We start from the raw sequence: 21915 nt of genomic DNA on the forward strand, positions 1-21915 counted from the left end.
TCCGATGATGAACAGTACGGATATGATTATGTTCAGATCACCGCTGATTGCATACCTTGCAGCAGTGACGACACCGAAGGTTCCAACGGCCATCAGGGACGTTCCGACAGCCTGTATGATATTGAGACCGCCACCGAAGAGAAGACCTGGGACTATGAGGAAGCCACCACCGATACCGAAGTACCCTGAGGCAAAACCAACGGTTATGCCTGTGAGTATGAGGATGAGATATGATTTCGAGACCTTCCTCTCTTTTTCCGATATGTCTACGCACTTCCTCTTGAGCATGTATAGAGCTATGGCGATCATGAGGAAGCCGAAGAAGAACAGGAGGAAGGTACCGGGGGTGAGGAGACCGAGTTCCGATCCTGCCAGCACACCGATTATTCCCGGAACGGTGAATATTACGCCTGTCCGGTAGTTGACGTTCTTCTTAAGGGTGTGGGGTATAAGGTTGAGATATGCATTGATGCCGACAGCGAGTGCTGTCGTGCCTATGACTAGGTGCGGATGATCGTATCCTACGAAGTATATCAGGAGGGGGATTGCGAGGATCGATCCACCACCACCGATGAGACCGAGGGAGAAACCGACGAGTATTCCTGATATTATTGATAGAATTATCTGAAGATCTGTTATCGGATACATTTCGATGGCCTAGAATGATATTACCGTGTACCCGTCTTCTATCCTGGAGTTTGTCTCAACGCCACCGAGAACCAGATCGATTCCTGGAAAGATATCATCCTCGGTTAATCCCTCACCCGACATGCTTATCTTGCATATCTTCAACGGTATGCCTTCATTCCTGAGCATGTTGATCTGATCTTCGAACTGGGGGGAACTCTTCTGATGCTTGTTCGCGGCCTGGACTCCCCTTCCGAGGAAGAGGAATTCGACATTGGCCTTTGCATTCTTAACTGCGTTGAATGCAAAACTGAATGCAACCATCTCTGTGTTTATGTTGTCTTTACCTGTGATCAGCATTACGAGTATTTTGGACATGATTTTTCACTGCTTTTAGGTATTGCCAAATTATACATAACATTTGGCGTTCATTTCTATAGCGTGAATTACAGTTGTGATGGGCATTTTCCCGATGCAATATAAAAAAGGTAATTGCTGATATGATCAGAAATAGCAACATATATTGCGCATATTCTCAATTATTTGCAATATTGTAGTAATTTTCTCAACATAACTATAAATTTTTATATTATCTTTAACTAATGAACTGTGGAACAAAAGACGAAACGCGGAAGTGTTGAAGACGTTGTGGAAGACTACCTAAAGTTATTTCCTGAGAACCTTCTATCGATGAGAGAGGGGGTTATAAATCTCAGCAAACTCTCAGAGCAAATTAAGGCAAGGAATCCTGCCTACAACCTGATTTCTATAAGGTATGCTCTGAATCAAATTAAGGAAAGACATGAAAGTACTTTATTCGACGAGAATTATGTGCACGAGTTGCTAATAAAGAGCAAGATTTCACTACAGGATAAAATTACAGTTCTCACCTCAAGAAAACCAATCGACGTGAATTATATTTCTGCTACGTACTTGAGCGATTCCGTTGTTTATGTCGTAGATGAAATGGAGAATGGGGAAATAAAATCACAATCTGGAATTTCTATTGAGCGAGATGTAAGCGCACTGCATATTTTTTCTTCAAAGGATATAGAAAGAGTTCCGGGTTTCGTTATGAGGATCACCGAGAGATTATTTGCAGAATCCATAAACATCCTTCAGCTCATATCCTGTTCAAACGAGACTCTGATAATAGTGAACAGGAAGGATGCAGTGAAAGCTTACAAAGCATTGACTTTTTAATGAAATTTTAGAACGTGATTCGAATACTGTCCCTAAGGTTTTTCATTTCATGTTTATTCTCAGTCTTCCATATTCTATAAGCTCCATTATGGCATGAAATGAAGCATCCAGTTGATTTTCGCTTACTACAACTATCGTATCGGTATAGCTATTTGTTGTTTCCTCTACATTGATTCCGGATGTGGCTAACTTTTCATAAATGTACATCAGGAAACCGGGTGTTATTAGCATCTTTGGAGTACTTCGAATTGAAATTATTCCAAGCTTGTCCCTCCTATCAACAATCTCGTGTACATTAAATTCCTTCAACAATTTTACCTTGGTTTCTTCCATTATCATGGTGACATAGTCTGTTCCTACTGAAAAAAACATTGAGTCAAAGGCATTGAGAGAATGAAGCAATTCAGAGATGTGCTTCATCGAGGAAGTTCTTGTCACTATCTTAATAAGCCCAGTAGAAAGCTGCACACTACTATTTGCCAGCGCTTCAAAAATGTCCTTTTCATAGGAGCTATGTGCTGTTACCATCCTCTTAAGGGAGGACAATATCGCATCTTCAGAAATTCTTGAACCTAGGCGCGCCTCAATGTATGGCCTCAGCAACCTGCTAATGGATGAGAGATTGGCATAATCGTTCCGAATTGCCGTGTTGACGAAGATGTCATTTGAAACTATTGAACGTACGATAGAACTAACTGAACTAATCTTTTTGGCCTCTTTAGTCATACATGACCGAAATAGGTCGCAAGTTATTAATAATTTATGTTAATAACCCAAAAATGGCCATAAAAGTATGGCCAAAGAAATGGAATAGGTGAAAAAAAATTGGAATGCCAAATGTGCGGTGGAAAAGTAACGATTCCAGCAGACGTAATGGAATCTGAAATTGTCAGCTGTAGTGACTGCGGTCTTGAATATGAGATCTGTGGTGTCAATAGTGGCACCTTGCAACTTAAACCGGCAGATTCAATTAAAGAGGACTGGGGAGAGTAAGCAACTGAACCCTGTAATTTCTCCGAATTTCCCTCAGAATCACTGTTCTGTTTGTTTCAGATGATAAAAGTAGCAGTTATAGGGGGTTCTGGTTATATAGGTGGGGAGCTTCTTCGCTTGCTCTTGCAGCATCCCCAGGTAATTGTTGAATATGCCGGTTCAAGAACCTTCAATGGTAAATTTGTTTATAAAGTGCACCCAAGCCTTAAAGGTAGCACTTCATTGATCTTTAAAAATGAGGATATAGCGGATATTGCATCGAAGGTTGAGTTAATTTTTCTGGCCATCCCCCATGGGAAATCCCATCAAATTGTTCCCTCGATAATGGACACCGGCAACAGGATAATAGACATGAGTGCTGATTTTCGGCTAAAAAACCCCAGCGAATACCCGAGGTGGTATGGGTGGGATCATTCGTGCCCAGATCTAATTCAAAAGTTTGTCTATGGAAATCCAGAGCTTCACAGAGATGAGATTCGGTCAGCGAAATTTATTGCCAATCCTGGGTGCATTGCCTCTTCGTCTATATACAGCCTTGCACCATTGGCTAAAGCAGGATTTACGGATAAAGTGATAACCATAGACGCAAAGACTGGATCATCTGCGTCAGGCAATGATGCCTCGGAATTTTCAAATTACTCTGCTAAAACGAACTCTGTTAGACTCTATAAACCTTCAGGCCACAGACATACACCAGAAATTGAACAGGAGCTTTCATTATTAAGTGGCGGCAGAACAAAAGTTGCGCTCACAGCCCAGTCTGTACCCATGGTCAGGGGTATTCTCACAACATCATCTGTAACATATGAAAAGGATGTCGAGGAAAAAACTCTCTGGAGTATGTTTAGGGAATTCTATAGGAACGAGAGGTTTATACGGCTCATGATGGATAAGAATGGCCTCTACCGATACCCGGATCCAAAACTGGTGACTGGGTCAAATTTCGCTGATCTTGGCTTTAATATTGATAGTTATTCGCGAAGAATAACATCTATCGGCGCGATAGACAACCTTGTGAAAGGTGCTGCGGGAAACGCCGTGCAATCCATGAACCTAATGCTCGATTTTCCTGAAGAGATGGGATTGACTTCAATCCCAATATTTCCGGTGTAAGAAATGAAAATAGTTATAAAGATTGGAGGAAGCGTAATAGATAAAGGTATCCCAGATGCACTGATAGATGATTTCGTATCGCTGAGAGCGCATTCTATTTGTGTAGTTCACGGAGGAGGAAAGACTGTTACAAGGATTTCACGCCTTATGGGTGTTGAGCCAAAGTTTATTACTTCACCATCCGGGATTAAAAGCCGCTTCACCGACGGAGAAACTATGGACATATACAAAATGGTCATGATAGGCAAGATAAACTCGGACATAGTTCTTGCACTCAACAGAAGACATGTTCCCGCATTCGGTTTTTCTGGGCTTGATGGACCTACCATATTCGCAAACAGAAAGAAAAAATTAATAGTACTGGACGGAAGAGACAGAAAAATGATCATCGATGGTGGATTGACCGGCCAGGTAGGCAAGGTCGACACTTCTTTCATTTCCCTCTTCTTGGATCGGGGCATCGTACCCGTAGTTTCACCCATTGCGATAAGCGAGGAATATGAACCATTGAATATCGATGCAGACAGAGCCGCAGCATCCATCGCAGCAGCACTAAATGCCGACAAACTCATCATGATTACCGATGTCGATGGATTGATTCATAATGGATCCGTTGTGAACAAAGCCAGGGCAGAAGAGATCAAGGAAATTAGTGGAGAAGTTGGAAACGGCATGGACAAAAAATTGATATTTGCAACGCAAGCCCTAAGTGGAGGTGTCAAGGAGATAGTCATATCAAATGGGTATATTGATAAACCTTTACAAAACGCTCTCAACGGAAAGAGGAGAACAGTGATACTAAAATGATAACAGCACAAAACATCATGGACCTGGAGATAGAACATGAAGCAAAGACTTACCAAAAACTTCCTGTCGTTGCATCCAGGGCATCAGGTTCAATTATATGGGACGTAAATGGCAAGGATTACGTGGACCTTTCAAGTGGATACGGTGTTGCCATCCTTGGATACAATAACCATAGGATAATGAATGCGATCATGGAACAATTTAACACAGTTTCAATATTGCATTCCTCTCTTTACAATGAAACACGTGCAGACTTTCTTGAAAAGTTATCCTCAGTCGTGCCAAAAAATATAACAAGCTTTTATCTTGGAAATAGCGGAACTGAGGCTATTGAGGCATCAATGAAGGCAGCCATAAAATTTACGGGAAGGAAGCTTTTGGTCAGCATGAAGAACGGATATCATGGCAAGACCCTTGGATCACTTGCCATAACGCACTCAGAGAAGTACACTCGTTCGTTCAGAGATGTCATATACAAAGGCGTCCAATTCGTTGACTATGGAGACGCTAACGCTATAAGAGAATTGCCCAATCTAAATGAGATAGCTGCTGTCTTTGTTGAACCGGTACAGGGAGAAGGGGGTATAATTCTTCCAGGAAGCGAGTATTTGAAAGAATTAAGAGAAATCACGGAAGAGCACGGGATCTTGCTCATCGCTGATGAGATCCAATCCGGTCTTGGCAGGACCGGAAAGATGTGGGCTCATCAATGGTCTGGAGTTGAGCCAGACATAATGACCATCGGTAAAGGTATAGGGGGCGGTATTCCGATGGGAATAGCCGCAGGAGAAGAAGAAATCATGAACTCTTTGACACTTGGAGAAATGTCTTCGACTCTGGGTGGAAATCCATTGGCATGCGCGGCTGGAATTGAAGTTCTTAACCAATTGAGTAAGGAATTATTGAGTGAGGTAACAAGAAAGGGAAAATACATGATTTCCAGGTTATCTCAGAGTCTTTCTGATTCCAAAATTGTCAGGGAGGTGCGTGGCATCGGGATGATGCAGGCGATAAGCCTCAGAGTAAAATTTATTCCGGTTCTAATGAATATGATACAAAATGGCGTTATACCACTATACTCCGGAATATCAATTATCCGGTTGTTGCCCCCATATATCATTTCTGATAGTGAAATAGACATTGCTGTGAATAGAATCACTTCATCGATAAATGAATTTGAAAACGGAACGGGTGCTGCTCATTGAGGATCGGCGTTTTACATGACGTTGTACGATGGGAGGAAAAAGCGATAGCAGAGGCGATTGCACGAAAAGGGCACGAAGCAGTAATGATAGATACCAGAAAAATGGAGATGGATTTTGATTCAAAAGTTACAGAACCAGAATTATATATCCAAAGGAGTGTCAGCTATTATCGTGGATTGCATACAACCGCATTTCTTGAAGCAAAAGGGAAATTTGTCGTTAACAACCTGCAAGCGATGCTGATCACCGGGGATAAAATGCTTACTTCACTTGCACTTGTGAAAAACAATGTACCAACACCCAGCACTGCAGCTGCGACGTCGATAGAAAGTGCCATGAGCATTTTCACGAATAAATTTCATGGGAAAGCTGTTTTGAAGCCAGTAGTTGGAAGCTGGGGTAGAATGATCGCTCTTCTAAATGACAGAGATGCCGCGGAAGCTGTGTTCGAGGACAGGGAATACATGCATCCCATAAATTCCATCTATTATCTTCAAGAATTTGTTGAAAGACCGCCAAGAGATATGAGAGTTTTCGTTGTTGGAGATAGGGTTTTATGCGGCATATACAGGTATTCTCAAGATGGAAAATGGAAAACAAACACGGCGATAGGTGGAAGGGCAGAAAAACTTGAAATTACGAACGAGATAGAGAAAATAGCCCTTAATTCTACAGATAGCATTGGAAGAGGTATTTTCGGTGTCGACATGATGGAATCGGATAAGGGCTATCTCGTACACGAAATAAATGGAACTACTGAATTCAAGAACACAGCTAGGGTAACCGGCGTAGATATTGCGGGAGAGATAGTGGATTTCACAATACATGATGGCGAATGGACAACATAGTCACGGATTATTTCCTGGAACTGCTGAGAACCTACTCACCAACCGGCAGAGAAGATAAGATAGCAGGAGTCGTGGAGAGTCAGCTCAGGAGTTTGGGTTATGAAAACGTCCACCTGGATCGTGCTGGAAACGTGTTGGGTTCCTTCATCGGCAATGGAGCAAAGGTTCTGCTCTGCGGACACATGGACACGGTTCCAGGGAAAAGACCTGTAACTTTCAGGAACGGTTTATTCACTGGGCGGGGAGCAGTCGATGCAAAGGCCTCTCTTCTGGCTCTGATGGTCGGAGCAAGTGAGGCAAAGAGGATGGGTGCAAAGCTAGCAATCACGTTTGTGTCTGCAGTAGGAGAAGAGGGAGAGAGCAAGGGTATCAGGGAGGTCATCAAGAATAATCCCCATCCAAATTATGCGATATTTGGAGAGCCTAGCAATACGGTGGATCTGACAGTCGGCTATAAGGGAAGGATTCTCCTGGAGATGGTAGTTTCCACATTACCGCATCATGCCAGTGCACCATGGCAGGGAGCAAATGCTATAGAGAAAAGTGTGGATATTTTCCGGAAGGTAGAAAGGTATTATGGAAAAGGGGAAAGTTTCAGAGAAGTATCTGTCAGCTTAACAGGCATGACGTCAAAAAAGGCACATAACGTAACAGCATATTATGCCAGGAGTCTAATAGATTTAAGATACCCGCCCTCGAAAACAGAAGGGGGAGTAATGGGCGAACTAAGGGGACTTGTCAACTCAGAATCTGACAAATGTGACGTAAAATTAAAGGCCATTAGCTCCGTTAAGCCGTATGTTTCAAATATCAGGGGCAACCTGGTTAAAAGCTTTCAGGCAGGAGTGGCTAAATTTAGCGGAAACAATCCTTCACTGTTGTTTAAGAGTGGTTCGGGAGACATGAACATAGCAGGGAATGAAATTAATGTCGAGACCGTAACTTATGGCCCGGGCGATCCATCACTTTCTCATTCAGATAACGAAGTTATTTCAATTAAGGATCTGGAAAACAGTATAAAAATTGTCACAAATGCCCTTATTGAATTGGATTCCCTTAATCCAAGTTGATATTTCAAAATAAACTATTCGTGATTTCCGAATAATGCGATGGAATGTTAAGGCCATGAGAAATGCTCTGAGTAAGCCCCTTTCTGTTAACCGTTTCCGGCCGATGACATTCAACTTCGCCCATTTCTGAGCCGTCTTACCCGACCCTGTCGGTGGCCTAAGCGAGTCTGTTTAGACTTTCTCCATCCATGAAGGGTTTCCATCGGTATTCCGGGAAACGTCATTCCACCGAAATCATACTTTACCCGGACCCGTTTTTTTCTTTTCCCTTTTCGAATCCCTTTCGAGATATGCGCTTGCACGCATTGGATTCCACCAAGGAGAGGGGACTTTCCTCACTCTTTCGAGCGTAAGTCATCCTAGAGCCTTTCTCAATAGTCCTGGCATCCTATTACGGGATTCCAATCCTTCCCAGATTCAACGGAAAAGATTAGCGTCAACTCGGATCGCCACTCCTACTTAGCTACCCTTAACCTCTAGGTCATAGATTAAGTTTTCACAAAAAATTGTAAAATCAGTTCGGGTAAGAGCATTAATTGTACTATATATTATTGTAACTTAATCTCATTTTTTAATAAAATACGTATGATTTTGTTAACATTGTCAAAAAATATAAAGTACTCAATGACCCTTTCGCCAACGTGAACAAGAAAGTATTGCTCTTATATTCGGGAGGACTTGATACCTCAGTAATGCTAAAATGGCTAAACGAGAAGTTAGGTTACGATGTTGTTGCTTTGACTCTGGACGTTGGCCAAAGGGAACTTAATCTTGATTCTGTTGCGGATAAAGCAAGAAATATAGGGGCTCTCGATACAATAACCATGGATGTAAAACATGAATTCGTAAATGGATATGTATCTAAATCCATTTTATCAGATGGGCTTTACGAAGGGTCCTACCCACTTTCAACAAGTATAGCAAGGCCGCTGATGGCAGAAAAAGCTGTAGAGGTTGCCCATGATTACGATTGCACCTCCATTGCACATGGATGCACTGGAAAAGGAAATGATCAGGTACGATTTGAGACTTCAATACGTGCACTGGACCCCTCGATGGATGTCCTGGCCCCCGTGAGAGAATGGAACATGAACAGGGACGATGAGATAGAATATGCAAAGGAGCACGGAATACCAGTCCCAGTAGGCGGAAAATACTCTGTGGACGAGAATCTTTGGGGAAGGTCGGTGGAAGGTTCTGTTCTTGAGGATCCGGCGGTGGAACCTCCGGAAGATGCGTATTTCTATGTAACACCGCCTTGGAAATGCAAAGATACAAAAACTGAAGTAAAAATTGGTTTTGAGAAAGGACTTCCCATTAAATTGAATGGACAGCGTCTTCCTTTGATGACTATTGTGAATAAATTAACAAAAATAGCAGGAGAAAACGGCTATGGCGCAATAGACCATATAGAAAACCGTGTCACCGGGATAAAAAGCAGAGAATTCTATGAATGCCCAGCAGCACTTAGCATTCTGGAAGCGCGTAAAAAATTGGAATCTTTAACATTGAACGAAAAGGAACTTAAGCTGAAGAAATTTATAGATGACCTATGGGCAAACAATGCTTACGTCGGCCTCTGGCACGATCCTGTAATGAATCATCTGAATAAAACCGAAAAGAGCATGAACGAATTCCTATCCGGCGAAGTCACGCTCAAATTCTACAAAGGTAATTGCATCGCGACAAGCGTCGAAAGTTCCAACTCTCTGTACAATTATTCCCTATCAACATACGGAAGGGGGCAAACATTCGATCAAGGATCTGCTGCAGGATTCATAAAGATCTTTGGGATGCAGACAATTCTTTCATCAAATGTGAGAAATGGATATTCTCGCAAGTTAAGAGCAATAGAGGAAGAAGCGTGAACAGAAAATTGTGGCAGGGCGGGAAAGCCTTTAAGGCTGGAATAGAACCGAACAGGATAATGTCTGAAGATGACCTAGACACGGACAGTTACCTTATAGATTACGAGATCCTTACGCTCCTTGCTTTCCAAGTAGAGCTTTTCAAAGAAAGGAAAATAGAGAGAAAAAAATCTCGTGCGATTATTGATTGCCTGCTCGGAATAAGAGGAAAATACGATTCCATACCTGCGGATTATGAGGACGTTCATTCATTTATCCAAGACATTGTAGATAAGAAAATCGGTGAAGACGCAGATGATTTAAGACTGTTACTGTCAAGGAATGAGGAAATACATTCTGACCTTAGAATGTTTTATAGAGACCACATAATTTCAATTCAGGAGAAACTTTACAGCCTAATCTGCTCAGTGAAATATATGGAAAATAAGTACGATGGAACGCTTCCGGGATATACACATTATAGACAGGCAATGCCTGTCTCGATTAAGACATATGCAGATTTCATTGCGTCTGTAATGGAGAGTAAGATCTATGAATTCCAGGGATTGCTCAAAGATCTATCATTGTCCCCTCTGGGCTATGGCTCCGGTTTTGGAAATCTCCTTGACATAGATTGGATTACTCTGGCCAAATCGCTTGGTTTCGATAGTTCAGTCTCAAACCCACTTTTTCTTGCTTCACGTAGGCCTATAGACGACTTTAGCATCCTGGCCGCTCTTTCTTCGATGATGCTTGACATCTCTCGTATAAGCCAGGATCTTATATTTCTCAGTTCGGAGGAATCTGGAATTTTTACGCTTCCTCCAGATTATGTCACAGGGAGTTCCCTTATGCCCAATAAGACTAACCCCGACTTCCTCGAGATTGTCCAGGGGTATGCCTCAACGTTTGCAGGGAATCTCGCGGCGGTTGCTTCGAATACAATCAATAAATTGAGCGGCTATCACAGGGAATTTCAAATAGGTAAGAAACTCACAATAGATTCCATACTGAAAATGGAAGAGATCATTGTTGCGCTATCAGACATGTTTTCAAAAATTTCTTTTAACAAAGAGCAGTCAGGTCAAGCTATCCGGAATTCCACATATGCCACAAATTTTGCTGCAGAGAAAGTATTATCGGGAAATGCATGGCGTGATAGTTACAGCGAGGCTGGAAAAAGAATTGCAAACAATGAACAGATACCAAGCTCTGAAGTAAAATCATCTATCGTGATCGACAAGAAGAGACGGGATAAGATAAGACTTCTTATAGACGGGAATCGCAGGCGTGTAAATGAAACAATCAAAAACCTAGTGAAAGAAGCAGGGGAATGTGTCGCACAAATACAAGAAATACACTGATGACCATTTAATCCATTAGGCTTTACACAACTTTATGCGTTGCAGGAGGGAAACGTAATTACTTGACCTCTGTGGTATTTGATACCCCGGTCTTGACCTTCTTCGGCTTCCATTCTATAGCCATTATTCCAGCTATAAACCCTAATACAAGGCCAATCAGTTCGCCACCATTCGTGCCATAAATGCTTGCTATAGAAAAGACCATGATTCCAATGCCGTATGCGATATGATGCGGCCTATCAAAATAAAGCATGATACCTAAGAGAACTATTAGGATGCCCCATGCCAAGCCTGCCCATACCTCCACAAGTTCCGAAATAACAGTTATGTCTAATTTCTTCAGAATAAATATCGAATATGTAGCTATGTACAACATTATCGCGCCTGAAACTACTGACACCAGCGTTGAATCTAATGGAGTATCGCGAAAATACTTTAAGGACAACAGGGGAAAATGCAATTGCAGTATTTAACCACAAAGTTGCAGCAGTTATGAAAACCTTCTCATCCTAGCGCTATCCATTTCGTCATCTGGAATAAATTTGTATGGAGTCCCGTTGTCATAAATCTTGAATTTGACATCGAATGTCTTTAATAGATTTTCAACGGTCATAGTATCTTCTGTACTTCCAGAAGCGACCATTGATCCATTCTTTATGAATACAACCTCGTCGCACAGGTTATAGAGAAGATTTATGTCGTGCATCACTAAAACCACGGTCTTGCCAGCATTTTTAAGAGATCTAATAATTTTCATAACTCTTAGCTCCTTGTCGATATCCAGGAATGCCGTGGGCTCATCCATTATAACAAATTTAGAATTCTGATAAACGGCAGCCGCGATGATCACCAGTCGCTTTTCTCCTCCACTTATCTCGGAAAAACTTCTATGCCTAAGGTACCCTATTCCACACAGATCCAAAGCGTCATCGATGTTCCTTTTCTCCTCGGAGCTGTATCCGGAGAGCGATATAACGTCTTCTACCGTAAAATTGAAGGGCTCCGATATTTCCTGGTTTACCACTGAAATTTTCCTTGCTCGATCAATCATCTTGTAATCTTCCAGAACCTTTCCATCAAGTCTTATTGTTCCACTATCCCTATGCAGGAATCCATACATTACCCTTACAAGCGTTGTTTTTCCCGATCCATTTTGCCCGCCTATACCCAGGACCGTATGCTCATTTACCGTAATGTCGATGTTCTTCAGAGAGAAACCGCCCCTTCTAAAGTTCACCTCGTCCAATTCAAGTGACATATCCACCCCTCGAGATCCTTCTTAAGAGATACATAAAAAACGGTACTCCGACAAGACCTGTAATAATACCCACGGGTATCTCCGTGTAACTTAAAGAATCTCTTGCAACATCATTTGCAAGCAGAAGAAATATGGCCCCAAGTACAGCCGATGTCGGAATGACTATTCTGTTTGACCCGCCAAACAGCATTCGGCTCACATGAGGCATAAGAAGGCCTACAAAACCAATAAGGCCACTGATTGACACAGCTGCAGAGACTCCGAGTGTTGTAACCAAAAGTGAAATGAGCTTTGCTCGCTCCACGTTCACCCCGATCGATTGTGCATGATGTTCACCCATTTGTAACGCGTCCATGTCCTTGGAAAACGATGTAAGAACTATGCCAGAGATTAAGACGATCACAAAAACTATGGCGTCCTCTGCCCATGTTACACCACTGAGAGATCCAAGTAGCCATGCAAATGCCTCAGATTCGAGTCTCTTGTTTGAAAATAACATAAGACCGACAATAGCGGAGAGGAAGAGCGAAATAGCGATACCTGAAAGAAGAAAGTACATTGGCGGTACCTTGCCCGAGCGAAACGAAATAGAATAGATAACAAGCATGACTACAATCGAGAAGGAGAAGGCAAGTACCTGCAAAGTGTAAGCTCCAAACCACATGACCTGGGTAGAAAGTGCAAACACTGCTCCGAGGGTTGCGCCGCTTGAAATGCCAATTATATAAGGTTCGGTTATAGGGTTTCGAAACACACTCTGAACAGAGGATCCTCCCATTGCAAGTGCTGCTCCCACAATCACGGCGCCAAGAATCACCGGTTCCCTAACAAGAACAACTATGTCATATTCTACACCTGTGAAGCCCCAGTGTGCAAAATTTCCCACGAAGGGGATCTGACTGAAGAATATTCGCGTAACGACAAGCGGTGGAATTCTGACTGGTCCGAGAAAAAGGGAGAGTATTATAGACATGAATAAGATTATTACAATTACTGCAGCTTTGAAGGGACGAGTCCCGTATTTCAAATTAAATTTCATTGGACGACATCATCCATATATTCCCACATGAGGGGCAGGTGAGAGATCGAAGTGCGTGTAATTGTTGAAACCAGTAATGTCGGTTATGTTGATGTAGTTCGGATAGACAACGCTTCCAATCCAGAACAAAGCATAGATCGTTCTGAATGTCGGCTCATCTATGAATGAATCGTTTAGAACCGTAGTATAATTCTTATCCTTGACCGCCGTTAGGTTAGGGAAATCCTTTAGAAATCTGCTCTGGTTAACGTATTCATCGATTAATACGAATCCCGGGGTCCCGTTGTAAACAGTTTCCCTTGAAACCTCTGGATAACCGGTTGCATTAATGATGTTTTTAATGTGATCGAGCTGAAACATTTCGTTGATAAACGTACCATTTCCCGCAGTGTATATTCCTGAACTGCCATGCCCAAGATCGTAGAATATTGAGGTTTCATTTGTGATCTTCTTTGTCAAGTTACCCAGTTTCTGTAGATTCTTTTCCATCCATGCATTTATTATCGTTGCATTATGCGCTGTGCCCGTGAGTTCTCCAAGGATTGTATTTGCATTTTCAATCTGGGGAACGGATTCAGGGTTAAAAACAAAGTATGGTATGTTCAACACGTTTACGACTTTGCTGATCTCCTGTGTTGTAAAGTATCCCGTGGTGGTCATTATCGCGTCCGGTGAAAGATTCACGATTGCTTCTATCGGAAGAGACGAAACACCTATGGTGAGAACCGGGATATCATAATTTGACGGATTTGGGTACGTGCTGTATTGATCTACCCCTTTTACATCCTTTTGATAAGAGCCTAGTGCGTACAGCGTGACTGTGACAGATGGTATTAGAGATACGATCCTTGAAAGTGATCCATGGATAGTAAACACGCCGTTATTCGTGTCCTTTGCATAAACAAAACTGTTTGCTGCGCTCAAATTTATCTTTGTTGTACTGCCATTATTTACCAGATTGATGCTTGTTACTGGGGTAAGTGTGTTCTGTGCAGCATCGTTTGGAGTCCGAGAAAAATGCTCATACGCCAAGGCGCCGGCGACAACAACAATGGCCACTACCACCACTGTAATTATTATTTTTATGGTTTTCATAAATATCTGTTTACTCCTTGTTAAGTGTACTTGAATTCTGTAAAGTTAACTTAATATATAAGATTTTTCTTGCTGGTTTTGAAGGATAAACAATATATGCGCTTCCATCTAAAAAATCATAATAGCGTGAAAGAGTTAGGCTTGCTGCAAGGAACAATGCAAAGCCTCTCCTCTTCAGGTCCAATAATAAACATAATGGCACTGTTTCCAATAATCATAATCCTTACAGGGAGGTACGGCTTTTTTCCATCATACTAGGTTCAATTTTGGGTTTGTCTGTTATCTACTCAACAGTATTCTTTTCTAAACATATAAAGTCGAACGGAGGTTACTACAGCTATGTTGGGAAAGAGTTGGGAAAGAGAAGTGGTATATTTGTTTCATTAATGTACATTTCGTATGCGGCCATGGCTTTACCTGCGGTTGCAATCATGGACATTTTCTTCCTTGATTCGGATTTTTTGAGTCATACTTTTCTGCTAGTTTTCATCATTGCGCTGTTAATGCTATTTATTTTAACTATTGGTTTCAGTGAATCAAGAATAACGATGAAATACATCGTAGCATCGACAGTAATAGAAATAGCATTCATGGTCTTTGTTGCCTTTTCCCTGTTTACAAGGGGCTCATTCCATCTTCCAAATTATTCCATTAACATAATTTCCACTTTCAAGGCATTACCATTCACCTTACTTGCACTATCAGGAATAGGTTCGTCAATATTTATTTCTGAGAGCATGGGGAATTGGCGCAGGAATACCCACCTTGCAGTTATATTGAGCTATGTTCTGCTCGCATGCGCAATGACGATCGTTTCAATTGGGATCGGTCTGTTTTTACCTGAAAAATTGCTTAATCAGTACGTTTCGTCTCCGCTAAGCATTATGGAATACTTCAGCAGACCCTATGGTAAAATCCTTGAATACATAGGGCTTTTGATCGTATTGAACGGATCCGTTACGCTTGGTGTTGGATATATGAACGCCCTTAAACATGCGTTGCTTAAAGCGAATTATGATTTCGTTTTTGGAAAAAGAATGTACCAAAATCGGATAAAAAGCATATCCTTCTCTATAATATTATTTTCTGGGATAGTGATATCGATGGTTGCTTTCTTTACCAACAATTCTTACGAAATATTTGCTGCCGTCTCACTCACCATGGGCGTTGCCTTCATAATAATTCATTCATTTACGAATGCCGCACTAATAAAAGTGTTTTTAAGAACACGACATAACATACGCATAATTATTCCCTCGCTCTCAATCCTTATCTTCGCATTTATTATTTTAGAAAATGTTATTGCCAGAACAGAAATGTCTACATATTTTATTTCTCTCTTTAGTGCCATACTTGCTTTTACGGTGTCCTTCTCTACCATCAAGCTAAGAAATAGTCAATATATTATAAACTTAGATTTTCATATGGAATCTGATTTTGAAGAGTAAAGTTCCAACGCGATTTCATAATCCCTTAACGTGTTGACATTTACGCAAAAATCGGCATTGACATTAAAGCTTTCATTAGTCAATTCTTCATCTTTCTCCGGGCATCTCTTGAAAACACTTATCCCTACAGGCCTACCACGCTGAAGAAGGGTTATCACCTCAGCTTTGCTTGATTCTGCAAAAATTATAAGATCCGTGAGATGCGTTACATTGAAAACAAAAATATCTCCGGAGATTACCATCGCAGGGAAAATATCAAGCTTGCATAAGGCGTACCTTATCGCTTTGATGTAATCTTCCTCCTCTTCAAGGATATAATCGATTTTCATCTCTTCGCAGTAGTTTATTGTACTTCTCGATTCCTTTTTCGTGCATATTAAAACCTTGTTGCTGAAAGTACCTGCTGTTTTGAATGTGCGGTATAATATTGGTATGCCTCCAATTAATGATAGATATTTGTCGCTCCTTCCAAAGCGCTCACCCCTTCCTCCAGCCATGATTATTGAAACGGCTACTTTCTCTTTTTCAGTACTTCCCATCGTTAAGATAAAGTGATCATGTTTTAATATAGATTTGCAATTAACTTTTATCAGATTGGGGAGCTTCGAAAAGAGGCTGAGAGGACCATAAGGTCGACCCTGTGAACCTGATCCAGATAATGCTGGCGGAGGGAATAGAATGATTGATCGTTGTTTAAGAATAGTAAACAGAAATGTATGCTATTGGGGTTTTTTACTTCTGACTGAGAATGGGATGATACTCTAATGCACACGAGTTACCAGAAATTTCTCCTGATTTCTGTAACTGCAAGTTTCTTTATGTGGGGATTGATCGCAACTATCGGTCCACTGTCTCTGAATTTCCCATTTCTTGTTCATGAATCCATTCCCGTTAAAACTTCAATACTTGTTACAGGGCCTGCATTTCTCGTTTTTGGAAACGTATTGATGGGTTTTATCGCCGATAGGATAGGTCGTAAGAAAGTATTTATTGTAACTATGATAGCATACGCCCTTGGCATAATCATAGTTGTTCTAGCCACAAATTTCTTTGTTCTGCTTCCTGGATTAGCTCTTTCCCAATTCGGAGTTGGTGGTGAAGAACCGCCTAGTCTCTCTCTCGTTGCGGAGGATTTCCCGGCAGTCGAGCGAGCCAAGCAATTGACACTCGTCGCCAACTTCAGCAATATAGGTAGCGCTTTTATCTCTGGCCTCATGATATATGAGAGTTTCTTTAGCACTCAACTTCATTCCTTCCTGGTTTCGCTATTCGGTCCTTTATCTTTCCTCTCCGATCTGACGTTCAGGTTTTTCTTACTGGTATCGAGTATAGCTTTGATCATAATCTTGGTTTACTCCAGACTCTCACTGCCAGAGTCATATCGCTGGCTGAACGTTAAGGGCAGAAAAAAGGAAGCCGAGAACGAGAAGAAGAAGCTCAATTACAAGAACGATAAAGAAATCCTTGTCAAACCCATGATATCATTCGCCATTATCATAATGGCTGTTGTTGGGGTCTCCCAGTATGCCACAGATGGGCTTATGTCTTATATCGTCGGTCCCGTCGTTTTCCCAAACCTAATTGCGCAAATCATATTTGTTTCCAATGTTGGGGCATCCATTGCTGGCGTTGCAGCAATGTTCATCATTGGGAGATTCCCTCGCAAGAATTATCTTCTATATTCATTTATCGGTGGCGTTATCTCCATAGGGATCATATTGGTTTTCTACCGTTCCCTGACCAATGTAGCTATATTCTATCCTTTGCTGTTTATAAACCTCGCGTTCAGCGAGTTTGCGTGGTCTGCTAGAACCACTCTCGAACCGGAAACCGTTCCGACAAGATTACGCGCTACATATATTGGGGTTATGCGTATTGCTCCGATTACTGTTTATGAGATATTTGTGTTTCTTACATCTTATTTCAATGTTGGAGTCTTTGACTTTGTCCTCATAAATATGCTACTTTGGATCCTTGGACTTGGCGCGGCTTCATTATGGTACTTTAGAGGTTATGAAACCAGAAATGCAGACATAGATTATCAATGAACGAATTATAAAATCGGACGCCGTCTAAAGGTGAGAGAACAAAAGCGTCAGTGGAATGAAGTGTAACGGCTCAAAGAGGAGGAGAATTACGGCTATGAAAATAAAAAACGCTCTGGTTATCTCCCCCAAAAATCCCAGAACGTCACCATTAATTCCTCCAAATGAGCGTTCAATCCTTGTTTTTATTAAGTATTGCGCTGTCAAAGCTAGTATTCCGGCAATTAAAAGGGATGGCAGGAAAATCACGGCAAGTACTATAAAAAGGAAAAAATTGGCCAGAATCTGCAATCTCCAATTTTGCTGAACCGAAATCTTGAATTGTGAAAACATACCTCCAGGGACCAGGCCCTTCGTTTTTAACGAATTTAAAATGTATGAATCTTTTGCAATAATCTCGGAAAGTAATATTGTGATCATGCCTTCTAGTGGGATGAGAGAGGCCATGGAGGAGAAAGTGACGACATAAATCACAAAGGCAAAGCCGAAACCACCTGCACCAAGAAAATGGTCTTTTAAAACCTCCAACCTTCTCGAAAATGGACCACGAACGAGTATCGCATCGCCTGTATCAAGAACAGCATCAAGATGATTAAAGCCGGAAAGCAAGAGTATAAGGGATAGCGAAATTGCTGCAGCAAGAATAACATTAACATAAAAAGAAAGAAAATAGAACGCGGTTCCGGATATTAGGCCGATGATCGCGCCAACCAATGAAACATATCCGGAATAGCCACTGGTTATATCATCACATCTTGAAGGTATAATTGTAAAGAAGGAAAGGGCACATTTGAATTTTTTGATATTGAACATGTGATACCGATATTTACGTTAATATCTATGAAGTTAAACATACTTTCTATAATTGAAGTAGACTTTAAGTCATGGTATATATCTACATTCGTTGAAAGGCAACTTCGAGGGACATGGAGGAAACATCTGGGAATTCGCAAAGAAAAACCACTGTAAGCCATCTGAGGTCTTAGATTTTAGCTCAAATTTGAATGAATTTACGAAAATCGACTTATCTGGATTTCTTAAGAACAATGAATCACTGCGATCTTATCCGGATACCGATACGAGAAATTATCTAAAACCGTTGGCAGACTACGTTCATTTAGATCCGAAGAAGATACTTCTTGGACCAGGCCTTACTTATCTGATATACCGAATAAATCAGCTCTTTTATGGAAGTAAAGTGGCAATTGTTCAACCCACGTTTTCAGAGCACAAGAAAAGCGCACTTATCAACCATTCCAGGGTGTATGAGACCTCGTGGAGCAGAGAAAATTCCATGGAAAATTTACTTTCAACACTCAACGGAATAAATTATGATCTATTATTCATAACAAACCCATCAAACCCAGTTGGTGATCTTGTTTCTGAAAATGACCTGGAGGCGATCATTGATCTCGATCACAAAAAGCACGCTTTGACATTCATTGACGAAGCTTTCATAGATTTTGTTAATTTCCAGAGCCCGTCATTTCAAGGGCGAATGATTACAGATTATGGAGATGTGATATTTGGCCGTTCACTCACAAAACTCTTCGGATTCGCGTCTATAAGACTAGGTTATCTGCTTTCCAGCAGAGAGATACTAATGAGAATAGAAAAACTGATGGAACCATGGACTGTTGGACAGTATGCTCTCGACCTGGTAAACAGCGTTGATTATAATGCGTTTAAGAAACTTCCCTCTTTAGTCGAGAAAGAGAGAAAATTTACAGCAAACAAACTGACTTCTATAGGATTTAAAATCATTTCGCATCCAAAGGCTAATTTCTTTTGCACTATTCCACCGAAGAATATTAACGCCCATTATTTAGCCTCCGAGTTGATGGGAAATAGGATCCTTGTAAAAGAAGTCAGGATTCCATACGAAAGAAGAATAGCCCTGAGATTCTCCGTTAAAACAAGAGATAAGAATAAGGCTCTAATTGACGCAATCCAGGAGATAATTGGAAAGCGCATGCAGAAGATAAGTGGTCGTGAATGATCAACCTTCACATTAATTTCTTTTTAGATCAGATCATCATACTTATAGGGGCATTGATTCTAGATGTTGTCATAGGTGAATTCCCAGAAAAGATCCACCCAGTTGTCTGGACAGGAAAACTAATAGAATCTCTTGAACCTCATTTTCGAAAATCACGGAACAAACTGTTATCTGGTACTCTTCTTGTGGTATTTGTCGAGATATTATTTGTCGGTGCGATGGTAATAATTAATTGTAAGTTATTTTATATAACAATCATATATATTATTGTATCAGTATTCTTCCTGAAGAGTTCATTTGCGTTCAGAAGCATGAGAGATCACATTGAGCCCATAATTTCTTCAATTGAAAAAAATGACCTAGAAAAAGCTAGATTATTTCTTTCCAGAACCGTTAGGCGGGAAACTGCCGGACTTCCCAGAGAGCTCATTTGTTCAGCGGCCATTGAGACAATTTCAGAGGGGTTGGTAGATGGTTTCACCGGCCCATTGTTTTATTTCTCATTCTTCTTCTTACCGGGATCATTCTTCTATAGGGTTGCAAACACGTTCGACTCCGAGATTGGATACAATGATGATAAAAACAAGCTGTTTGGAAGGTTCGCTGCCCACCTGGATACATTGTTAAATTACGTACCATCTAGGTTAACAGCTCACATATCCTATATTTCTGCATACATTCTCGGATTAAGGCCAAGATCGTTGCAACTCTTTACAGTTTCCAGAAAAACCGCAAGTAGGAACGCGGGATGGCCTATGGGGGCATTTTCGAATATAATCGGCGTGAGATTAGAGAAGAAAGGAGAGTATATCTTGAATGATGATTTCCGATACCCAGATGTAGAGGATGTCCGAACAGCACTAAAACTTCATTCGCTTACTTCAGCAGTTTTTACCCTAGTTATAACAGTACCAATACTTATTTTCCTTTATATATTTTTATGAGATGACAGTGGTATGAGTAATAAGTTGAGGCTAGAGAATTCAGCATTCGTGCTTCTTGCAGGGAACACGAAACTTTCACTAATTCCTGGCTTAACTGCGGCTGGAGCTTCGCCCGAACTGACCTTCATGACACCAGCTGTAGATTCAGAAATTCTCCTGAATGGGAAATCCGTGACGATGAGAGAGCCGCCCATGACTCCGGATGGCATTCCAACACCAGCTATCGTCACCCGGGGATGCCTGCAGCTTGTGGATATACCTGTAATCGTTGTGAATGCTGGGATGGCCATTAAGCCTAATGTACCGTTTATAGAAACTGGCCTAAATTCAGCAGAAGATCCAAGGATTACAATTGGAGCCCCTTTTTTTGATATGGCTGTCAACAGCGGTTACTATATCGGGAGCTCCATTCTCAGAAGGTTTGATTCCGTATTCCTGGCAGAAAGTGTTCCGGGAGGTACTACCACGGCCTTGCTTACACTGCGATCACTTGGGCTGGACTTAAAAACAAGCACTACTTTCCGAGTTAACCCAGATGAATTAAAGGAACAGATCGTGAAAGACACCCTGGGAATGAGGCCACTTTCCCCACCAAGTTTCCTGGATTCCGTAAAATTCTATGGAGACTATATGATGGCTCTCTCATTAGGGATCAGTGCCGCATTAAAGGATCACTGGATATATTTTTCCGGTGGAACGCAGATGGCAACAGTATACTATCTGGACAAGATGATATCAGGCTCAAATAGCAGGAGATCGGTAATCACGACTCGATGGATAATGGAAGATCAGAGGAAAACTATGAAAACTCTCTGTGGGGATAACCTGATAGAATCGAATTTGGATTTTCACTTGTCCAAAGAAGATGGTTTTAAGAAATTTGAAGAAGGCCACGTAAAGGAAGGCGTTGGTATGGGGGCAGCATATCTCATAGCCAAAGAGAGCAGCCCAGAAAAAACGATAATGAAGAGCGTGGAAGAAACATATGAACAACTTTCGTGAATGGCGTT

The 21915-nt window shown here is 41.4% G+C and carries 23 protein-coding genes, 1 other RNA gene and 1 riboswitch; of the genes, 14 read left to right on the forward strand and 10 right to left on the reverse strand.

Annotated features, from left to right (window positions below; translation table 11 throughout):
- Both LVQ96_07755 and LVQ96_07760 read right to left on the reverse strand, forming a co-directional pair.
- A partial coding sequence (locus LVQ96_07755) for a sulfite exporter TauE/SafE family protein (GenBank protein ID MCW6171049.1) occupies positions 1-648 on the reverse strand: 648 nt, incomplete at its 3' end.
- Positions 649-657: 9 nt separating this feature from the next.
- Positions 658-1005, reverse strand: coding sequence for a DsrE family protein (locus tag LVQ96_07760; GenBank protein ID MCW6171050.1), 348 nt, complete (start codon positions 1003-1005; stop codon positions 658-660).
- A gap of 231 nt (positions 1006-1236) precedes the next feature.
- Between LVQ96_07760 and LVQ96_07765 the strand changes: the two genes are divergently transcribed.
- Positions 1237-1830, forward strand: coding sequence for an ACT domain-containing protein (locus tag LVQ96_07765; protein ID MCW6171051.1), 594 nt, complete (start codon positions 1237-1239; stop codon positions 1828-1830).
- Positions 1831-1872: 42 nt separating this feature from the next.
- Here LVQ96_07765 and LVQ96_07770 read toward each other — a convergent pair whose 3' ends face one another.
- Positions 1873-2556, reverse strand: a complete 684-nt coding sequence (locus LVQ96_07770; GenBank protein ID MCW6171052.1) for a hypothetical protein — start codon at positions 2554-2556, stop codon at positions 1873-1875.
- A gap of 327 nt (positions 2557-2883) precedes the next feature.
- Here LVQ96_07770 and argC point away from each other — a divergent pair, with 327 nt between their 5' ends.
- The 5 genes from argC to LVQ96_07795 are packed head-to-tail and all read left to right on the forward strand — an operon-like array spanning position 2884 to position 7866.
- On the forward strand, positions 2884-3936 hold the full coding sequence (argC, locus tag LVQ96_07775) for an N-acetyl-gamma-glutamyl-phosphate reductase (GenBank protein MCW6171053.1): 1053 nt from the start codon (positions 2884-2886) through the stop codon (positions 3934-3936).
- A 3-nt stretch (positions 3937-3939) separates the two neighbouring features.
- Positions 3940-4743, forward strand: coding sequence for a [LysW]-aminoadipate/[LysW]-glutamate kinase (locus LVQ96_07780; protein MCW6171054.1), 804 nt, complete (start codon positions 3940-3942; stop codon positions 4741-4743).
- The gene (locus LVQ96_07785; protein ID MCW6171055.1) at positions 4740-5948 is read left to right on the forward strand and encodes an aminotransferase class III-fold pyridoxal phosphate-dependent enzyme; all 1209 of its coding nucleotides are present in this window, start codon (positions 4740-4742) and stop codon (positions 5946-5948) included. The genes LVQ96_07780 and LVQ96_07785 overlap by 4 nt, the downstream gene beginning before the upstream one ends.
- Positions 5945-6796: a lysine biosynthesis protein LysX gene (lysX, locus tag LVQ96_07790; GenBank protein ID MCW6171056.1), complete on the forward strand. Its 852-nt coding sequence runs from the start codon at positions 5945-5947 to the stop codon at positions 6794-6796. Before LVQ96_07785 ends, lysX begins: the two co-directional genes overlap by 4 nt.
- Positions 6784-7866: a M20/M25/M40 family metallo-hydrolase gene (locus tag LVQ96_07795; GenBank protein MCW6171057.1), complete on the forward strand. Its 1083-nt coding sequence runs from the start codon at positions 6784-6786 to the stop codon at positions 7864-7866. Before lysX ends, LVQ96_07795 begins: the two co-directional genes overlap by 13 nt.
- A 60-nt stretch (positions 7867-7926) precedes the next feature.
- On the opposite strand, the gene rnpB is transcribed toward LVQ96_07795, so the two are convergent.
- Positions 7927-8236, reverse strand: an RNA gene (gene rnpB, locus LVQ96_07800) — RNase P RNA component.
- A gap of 271 nt (positions 8237-8507) precedes the next feature.
- Here rnpB and LVQ96_07805 point away from each other — a divergent pair.
- Together LVQ96_07805 and LVQ96_07810 are read left to right on the forward strand one after the other, a co-directional pair.
- Positions 8508-9734: an argininosuccinate synthase gene (locus LVQ96_07805; GenBank protein MCW6171058.1), complete on the forward strand. Its 1227-nt coding sequence runs from the start codon at positions 8508-8510 to the stop codon at positions 9732-9734.
- A complete protein-coding gene (locus tag LVQ96_07810; GenBank protein ID MCW6171059.1) occupies positions 9731-11077 on the forward strand; it encodes a hypothetical protein in 1347 nt (448 codons plus the stop codon). Before LVQ96_07805 ends, LVQ96_07810 begins: the two co-directional genes overlap by 4 nt.
- A gap of 58 nt (positions 11078-11135) precedes the next feature.
- Here the strand turns inward: LVQ96_07810 and LVQ96_07815 are convergent, their stop codons facing one another.
- The 4 genes from LVQ96_07815 to LVQ96_07830 form a co-directional block, all read right to left on the reverse strand.
- Positions 11136-11453, reverse strand: coding sequence for a DUF6114 domain-containing protein (locus LVQ96_07815; protein MCW6171060.1), 318 nt, complete (start codon positions 11451-11453; stop codon positions 11136-11138).
- A gap of 114 nt (positions 11454-11567) precedes the next feature.
- Positions 11568-12335 (reverse strand): ABC transporter ATP-binding protein, encoded by a 768-nt coding sequence (locus LVQ96_07820; protein MCW6171061.1) that lies wholly within the window; start codon positions 12333-12335, stop codon positions 11568-11570.
- The gene (locus LVQ96_07825; protein MCW6171062.1) at positions 12325-13374 is read right to left on the reverse strand and encodes an iron ABC transporter permease; all 1050 of its coding nucleotides are present in this window, start codon (positions 13372-13374) and stop codon (positions 12325-12327) included. Before LVQ96_07825 ends, LVQ96_07820 begins: the two co-directional genes overlap by 11 nt.
- 9 nt (positions 13375-13383) lie before the next feature.
- Entirely contained in the window at positions 13384-14469 is a 1086-nt protein-coding gene (locus tag LVQ96_07830) for an ABC transporter substrate-binding protein (protein MCW6171063.1), read from the reverse strand.
- Positions 14470-14547: 78 nt separating this feature from the next.
- Here LVQ96_07830 and LVQ96_07835 point away from each other — a divergent pair, with 78 nt between their 5' ends.
- Both LVQ96_07835 and LVQ96_07840 read left to right on the forward strand, forming a co-directional pair.
- Complete coding sequence (locus LVQ96_07835) at positions 14548-14727, forward strand: hypothetical protein (GenBank protein ID MCW6171064.1); 180 nt, start codon at positions 14548-14550, stop codon at positions 14725-14727.
- A gap of 14 nt (positions 14728-14741) precedes the next feature.
- Positions 14742-15917 (forward strand): hypothetical protein, encoded by a 1176-nt coding sequence (locus LVQ96_07840; protein MCW6171065.1) that lies wholly within the window; start codon positions 14742-14744, stop codon positions 15915-15917.
- On the opposite strand, the gene LVQ96_07845 is transcribed toward LVQ96_07840, so the two are convergent.
- Positions 15890-16456, reverse strand: coding sequence for an NTP transferase domain-containing protein (locus tag LVQ96_07845; GenBank protein MCW6171066.1), 567 nt, complete (start codon positions 16454-16456; stop codon positions 15890-15892). The two genes, LVQ96_07840 and LVQ96_07845, sit on opposite strands and share 28 nt — an antisense overlap.
- A gap of 46 nt (positions 16457-16502) precedes the next feature.
- Positions 16503-16607: riboswitch (TPP riboswitch) on the forward strand.
- A gap of 74 nt (positions 16608-16681) precedes the next feature.
- Between LVQ96_07845 and LVQ96_07850 the strand changes: the two genes are divergently transcribed.
- Positions 16682-17965, forward strand: a complete 1284-nt coding sequence (locus LVQ96_07850) for an MFS transporter (protein ID MCW6171067.1) — start codon at positions 16682-16684, stop codon at positions 17963-17965.
- 24 nt (positions 17966-17989) lie between these two features.
- Here the strand turns inward: LVQ96_07850 and cobS are convergent, their stop codons facing one another.
- Positions 17990-18775, reverse strand: a complete 786-nt coding sequence (gene cobS / locus LVQ96_07855) for an adenosylcobinamide-GDP ribazoletransferase (GenBank protein ID MCW6171068.1) — start codon at positions 18773-18775, stop codon at positions 17990-17992.
- Positions 18776-18866: 91 nt separating this feature from the next.
- On the opposite strand from cobS, the gene LVQ96_07860 reads away from it, so the two are divergent.
- From LVQ96_07860 to LVQ96_07870, 3 genes are read left to right on the forward strand one after another with little or no spacing between them, the layout of a single operon-like run.
- Positions 18867-19961 carry an aminotransferase class I/II-fold pyridoxal phosphate-dependent enzyme gene (locus tag LVQ96_07860; GenBank protein MCW6171069.1) on the forward strand — a complete coding sequence of 365 codons (1095 nt, stop codon included), beginning with the start codon at positions 18867-18869 and terminating at the stop codon, positions 19959-19961.
- Entirely contained in the window at positions 19958-20905 is a 948-nt protein-coding gene (locus tag LVQ96_07865) for a cobalamin biosynthesis protein (protein MCW6171070.1), read from the forward strand. The genes LVQ96_07860 and LVQ96_07865 overlap by 4 nt, the downstream gene beginning before the upstream one ends.
- Positions 20906-20917: 12 nt before the next feature.
- Entirely contained in the window at positions 20918-21907 is a 990-nt protein-coding gene (locus tag LVQ96_07870; protein ID MCW6171071.1) for a nicotinate-nucleotide--dimethylbenzimidazole phosphoribosyltransferase, read from the forward strand.
- Positions 21908-21915 lie beyond the last annotated feature (8 nt).

Source organism: Thermoplasmatales archaeon (genome assembly GCA_026127925.1).
Lineage (GTDB): Archaea > Thermoplasmatota > Thermoplasmata > Thermoplasmatales > Thermoplasmataceae > JAKAYB01.

Excerpts from the sequence above, each read along its gene's own strand:
- LVQ96_07760 (MCW6171050.1), bottom strand. The coding sequence starts at position 1,005 with ATGTCCAAAATACTCGTAATGCTGATCACAGGTAAAGACAACATAAAC.
- LVQ96_07770 (MCW6171052.1), bottom strand. The coding sequence starts at position 2,556 with ATGACTAAAGAGGCCAAAAAGATTAGTTCAGTTAGTTCTATCGTACGT.
- argC (MCW6171053.1), top strand. The coding sequence starts at position 2,884 with ATGATAAAAGTAGCAGTTATAGGGGGTTCTGGTTATATAGGTGGGGAG.
- LVQ96_07780 (MCW6171054.1), top strand. The coding sequence starts at position 3,940 with ATGAAAATAGTTATAAAGATTGGAGGAAGCGTAATAGATAAAGGTATC.
- LVQ96_07785 (MCW6171055.1), top strand. The coding sequence starts at position 4,740 with ATGATAACAGCACAAAACATCATGGACCTGGAGATAGAACATGAAGCA.
- LVQ96_07795 (MCW6171057.1), top strand. The coding sequence starts at position 6,784 with ATGGACAACATAGTCACGGATTATTTCCTGGAACTGCTGAGAACCTAC.
- LVQ96_07815 (MCW6171060.1), bottom strand. The coding sequence starts at position 11,453 with ATGTTGTACATAGCTACATATTCGATATTTATTCTGAAGAAATTAGAC.
- LVQ96_07820 (MCW6171061.1), bottom strand. The coding sequence starts at position 12,335 with ATGTCACTTGAATTGGACGAGGTGAACTTTAGAAGGGGCGGTTTCTCT.
- LVQ96_07825 (MCW6171062.1), bottom strand. The coding sequence starts at position 13,374 with ATGAAATTTAATTTGAAATACGGGACTCGTCCCTTCAAAGCTGCAGTA.
- LVQ96_07830 (MCW6171063.1), bottom strand. The coding sequence starts at position 14,469 with ATGAAAACCATAAAAATAATAATTACAGTGGTGGTAGTGGCCATTGTT.
- LVQ96_07845 (MCW6171066.1), bottom strand. The coding sequence starts at position 16,456 with ATGGGAAGTACTGAAAAAGAGAAAGTAGCCGTTTCAATAATCATGGCT.
- LVQ96_07850 (MCW6171067.1), top strand. The coding sequence starts at position 16,682 with ATGCACACGAGTTACCAGAAATTTCTCCTGATTTCTGTAACTGCAAGT.
- cobS (MCW6171068.1), bottom strand. The coding sequence starts at position 18,775 with ATGTTCAATATCAAAAAATTCAAATGTGCCCTTTCCTTCTTTACAATT.
- LVQ96_07865 (MCW6171070.1), top strand. The coding sequence starts at position 19,958 with ATGATCAACCTTCACATTAATTTCTTTTTAGATCAGATCATCATACTT.
- LVQ96_07870 (MCW6171071.1), top strand. The coding sequence starts at position 20,918 with ATGAGTAATAAGTTGAGGCTAGAGAATTCAGCATTCGTGCTTCTTGCA.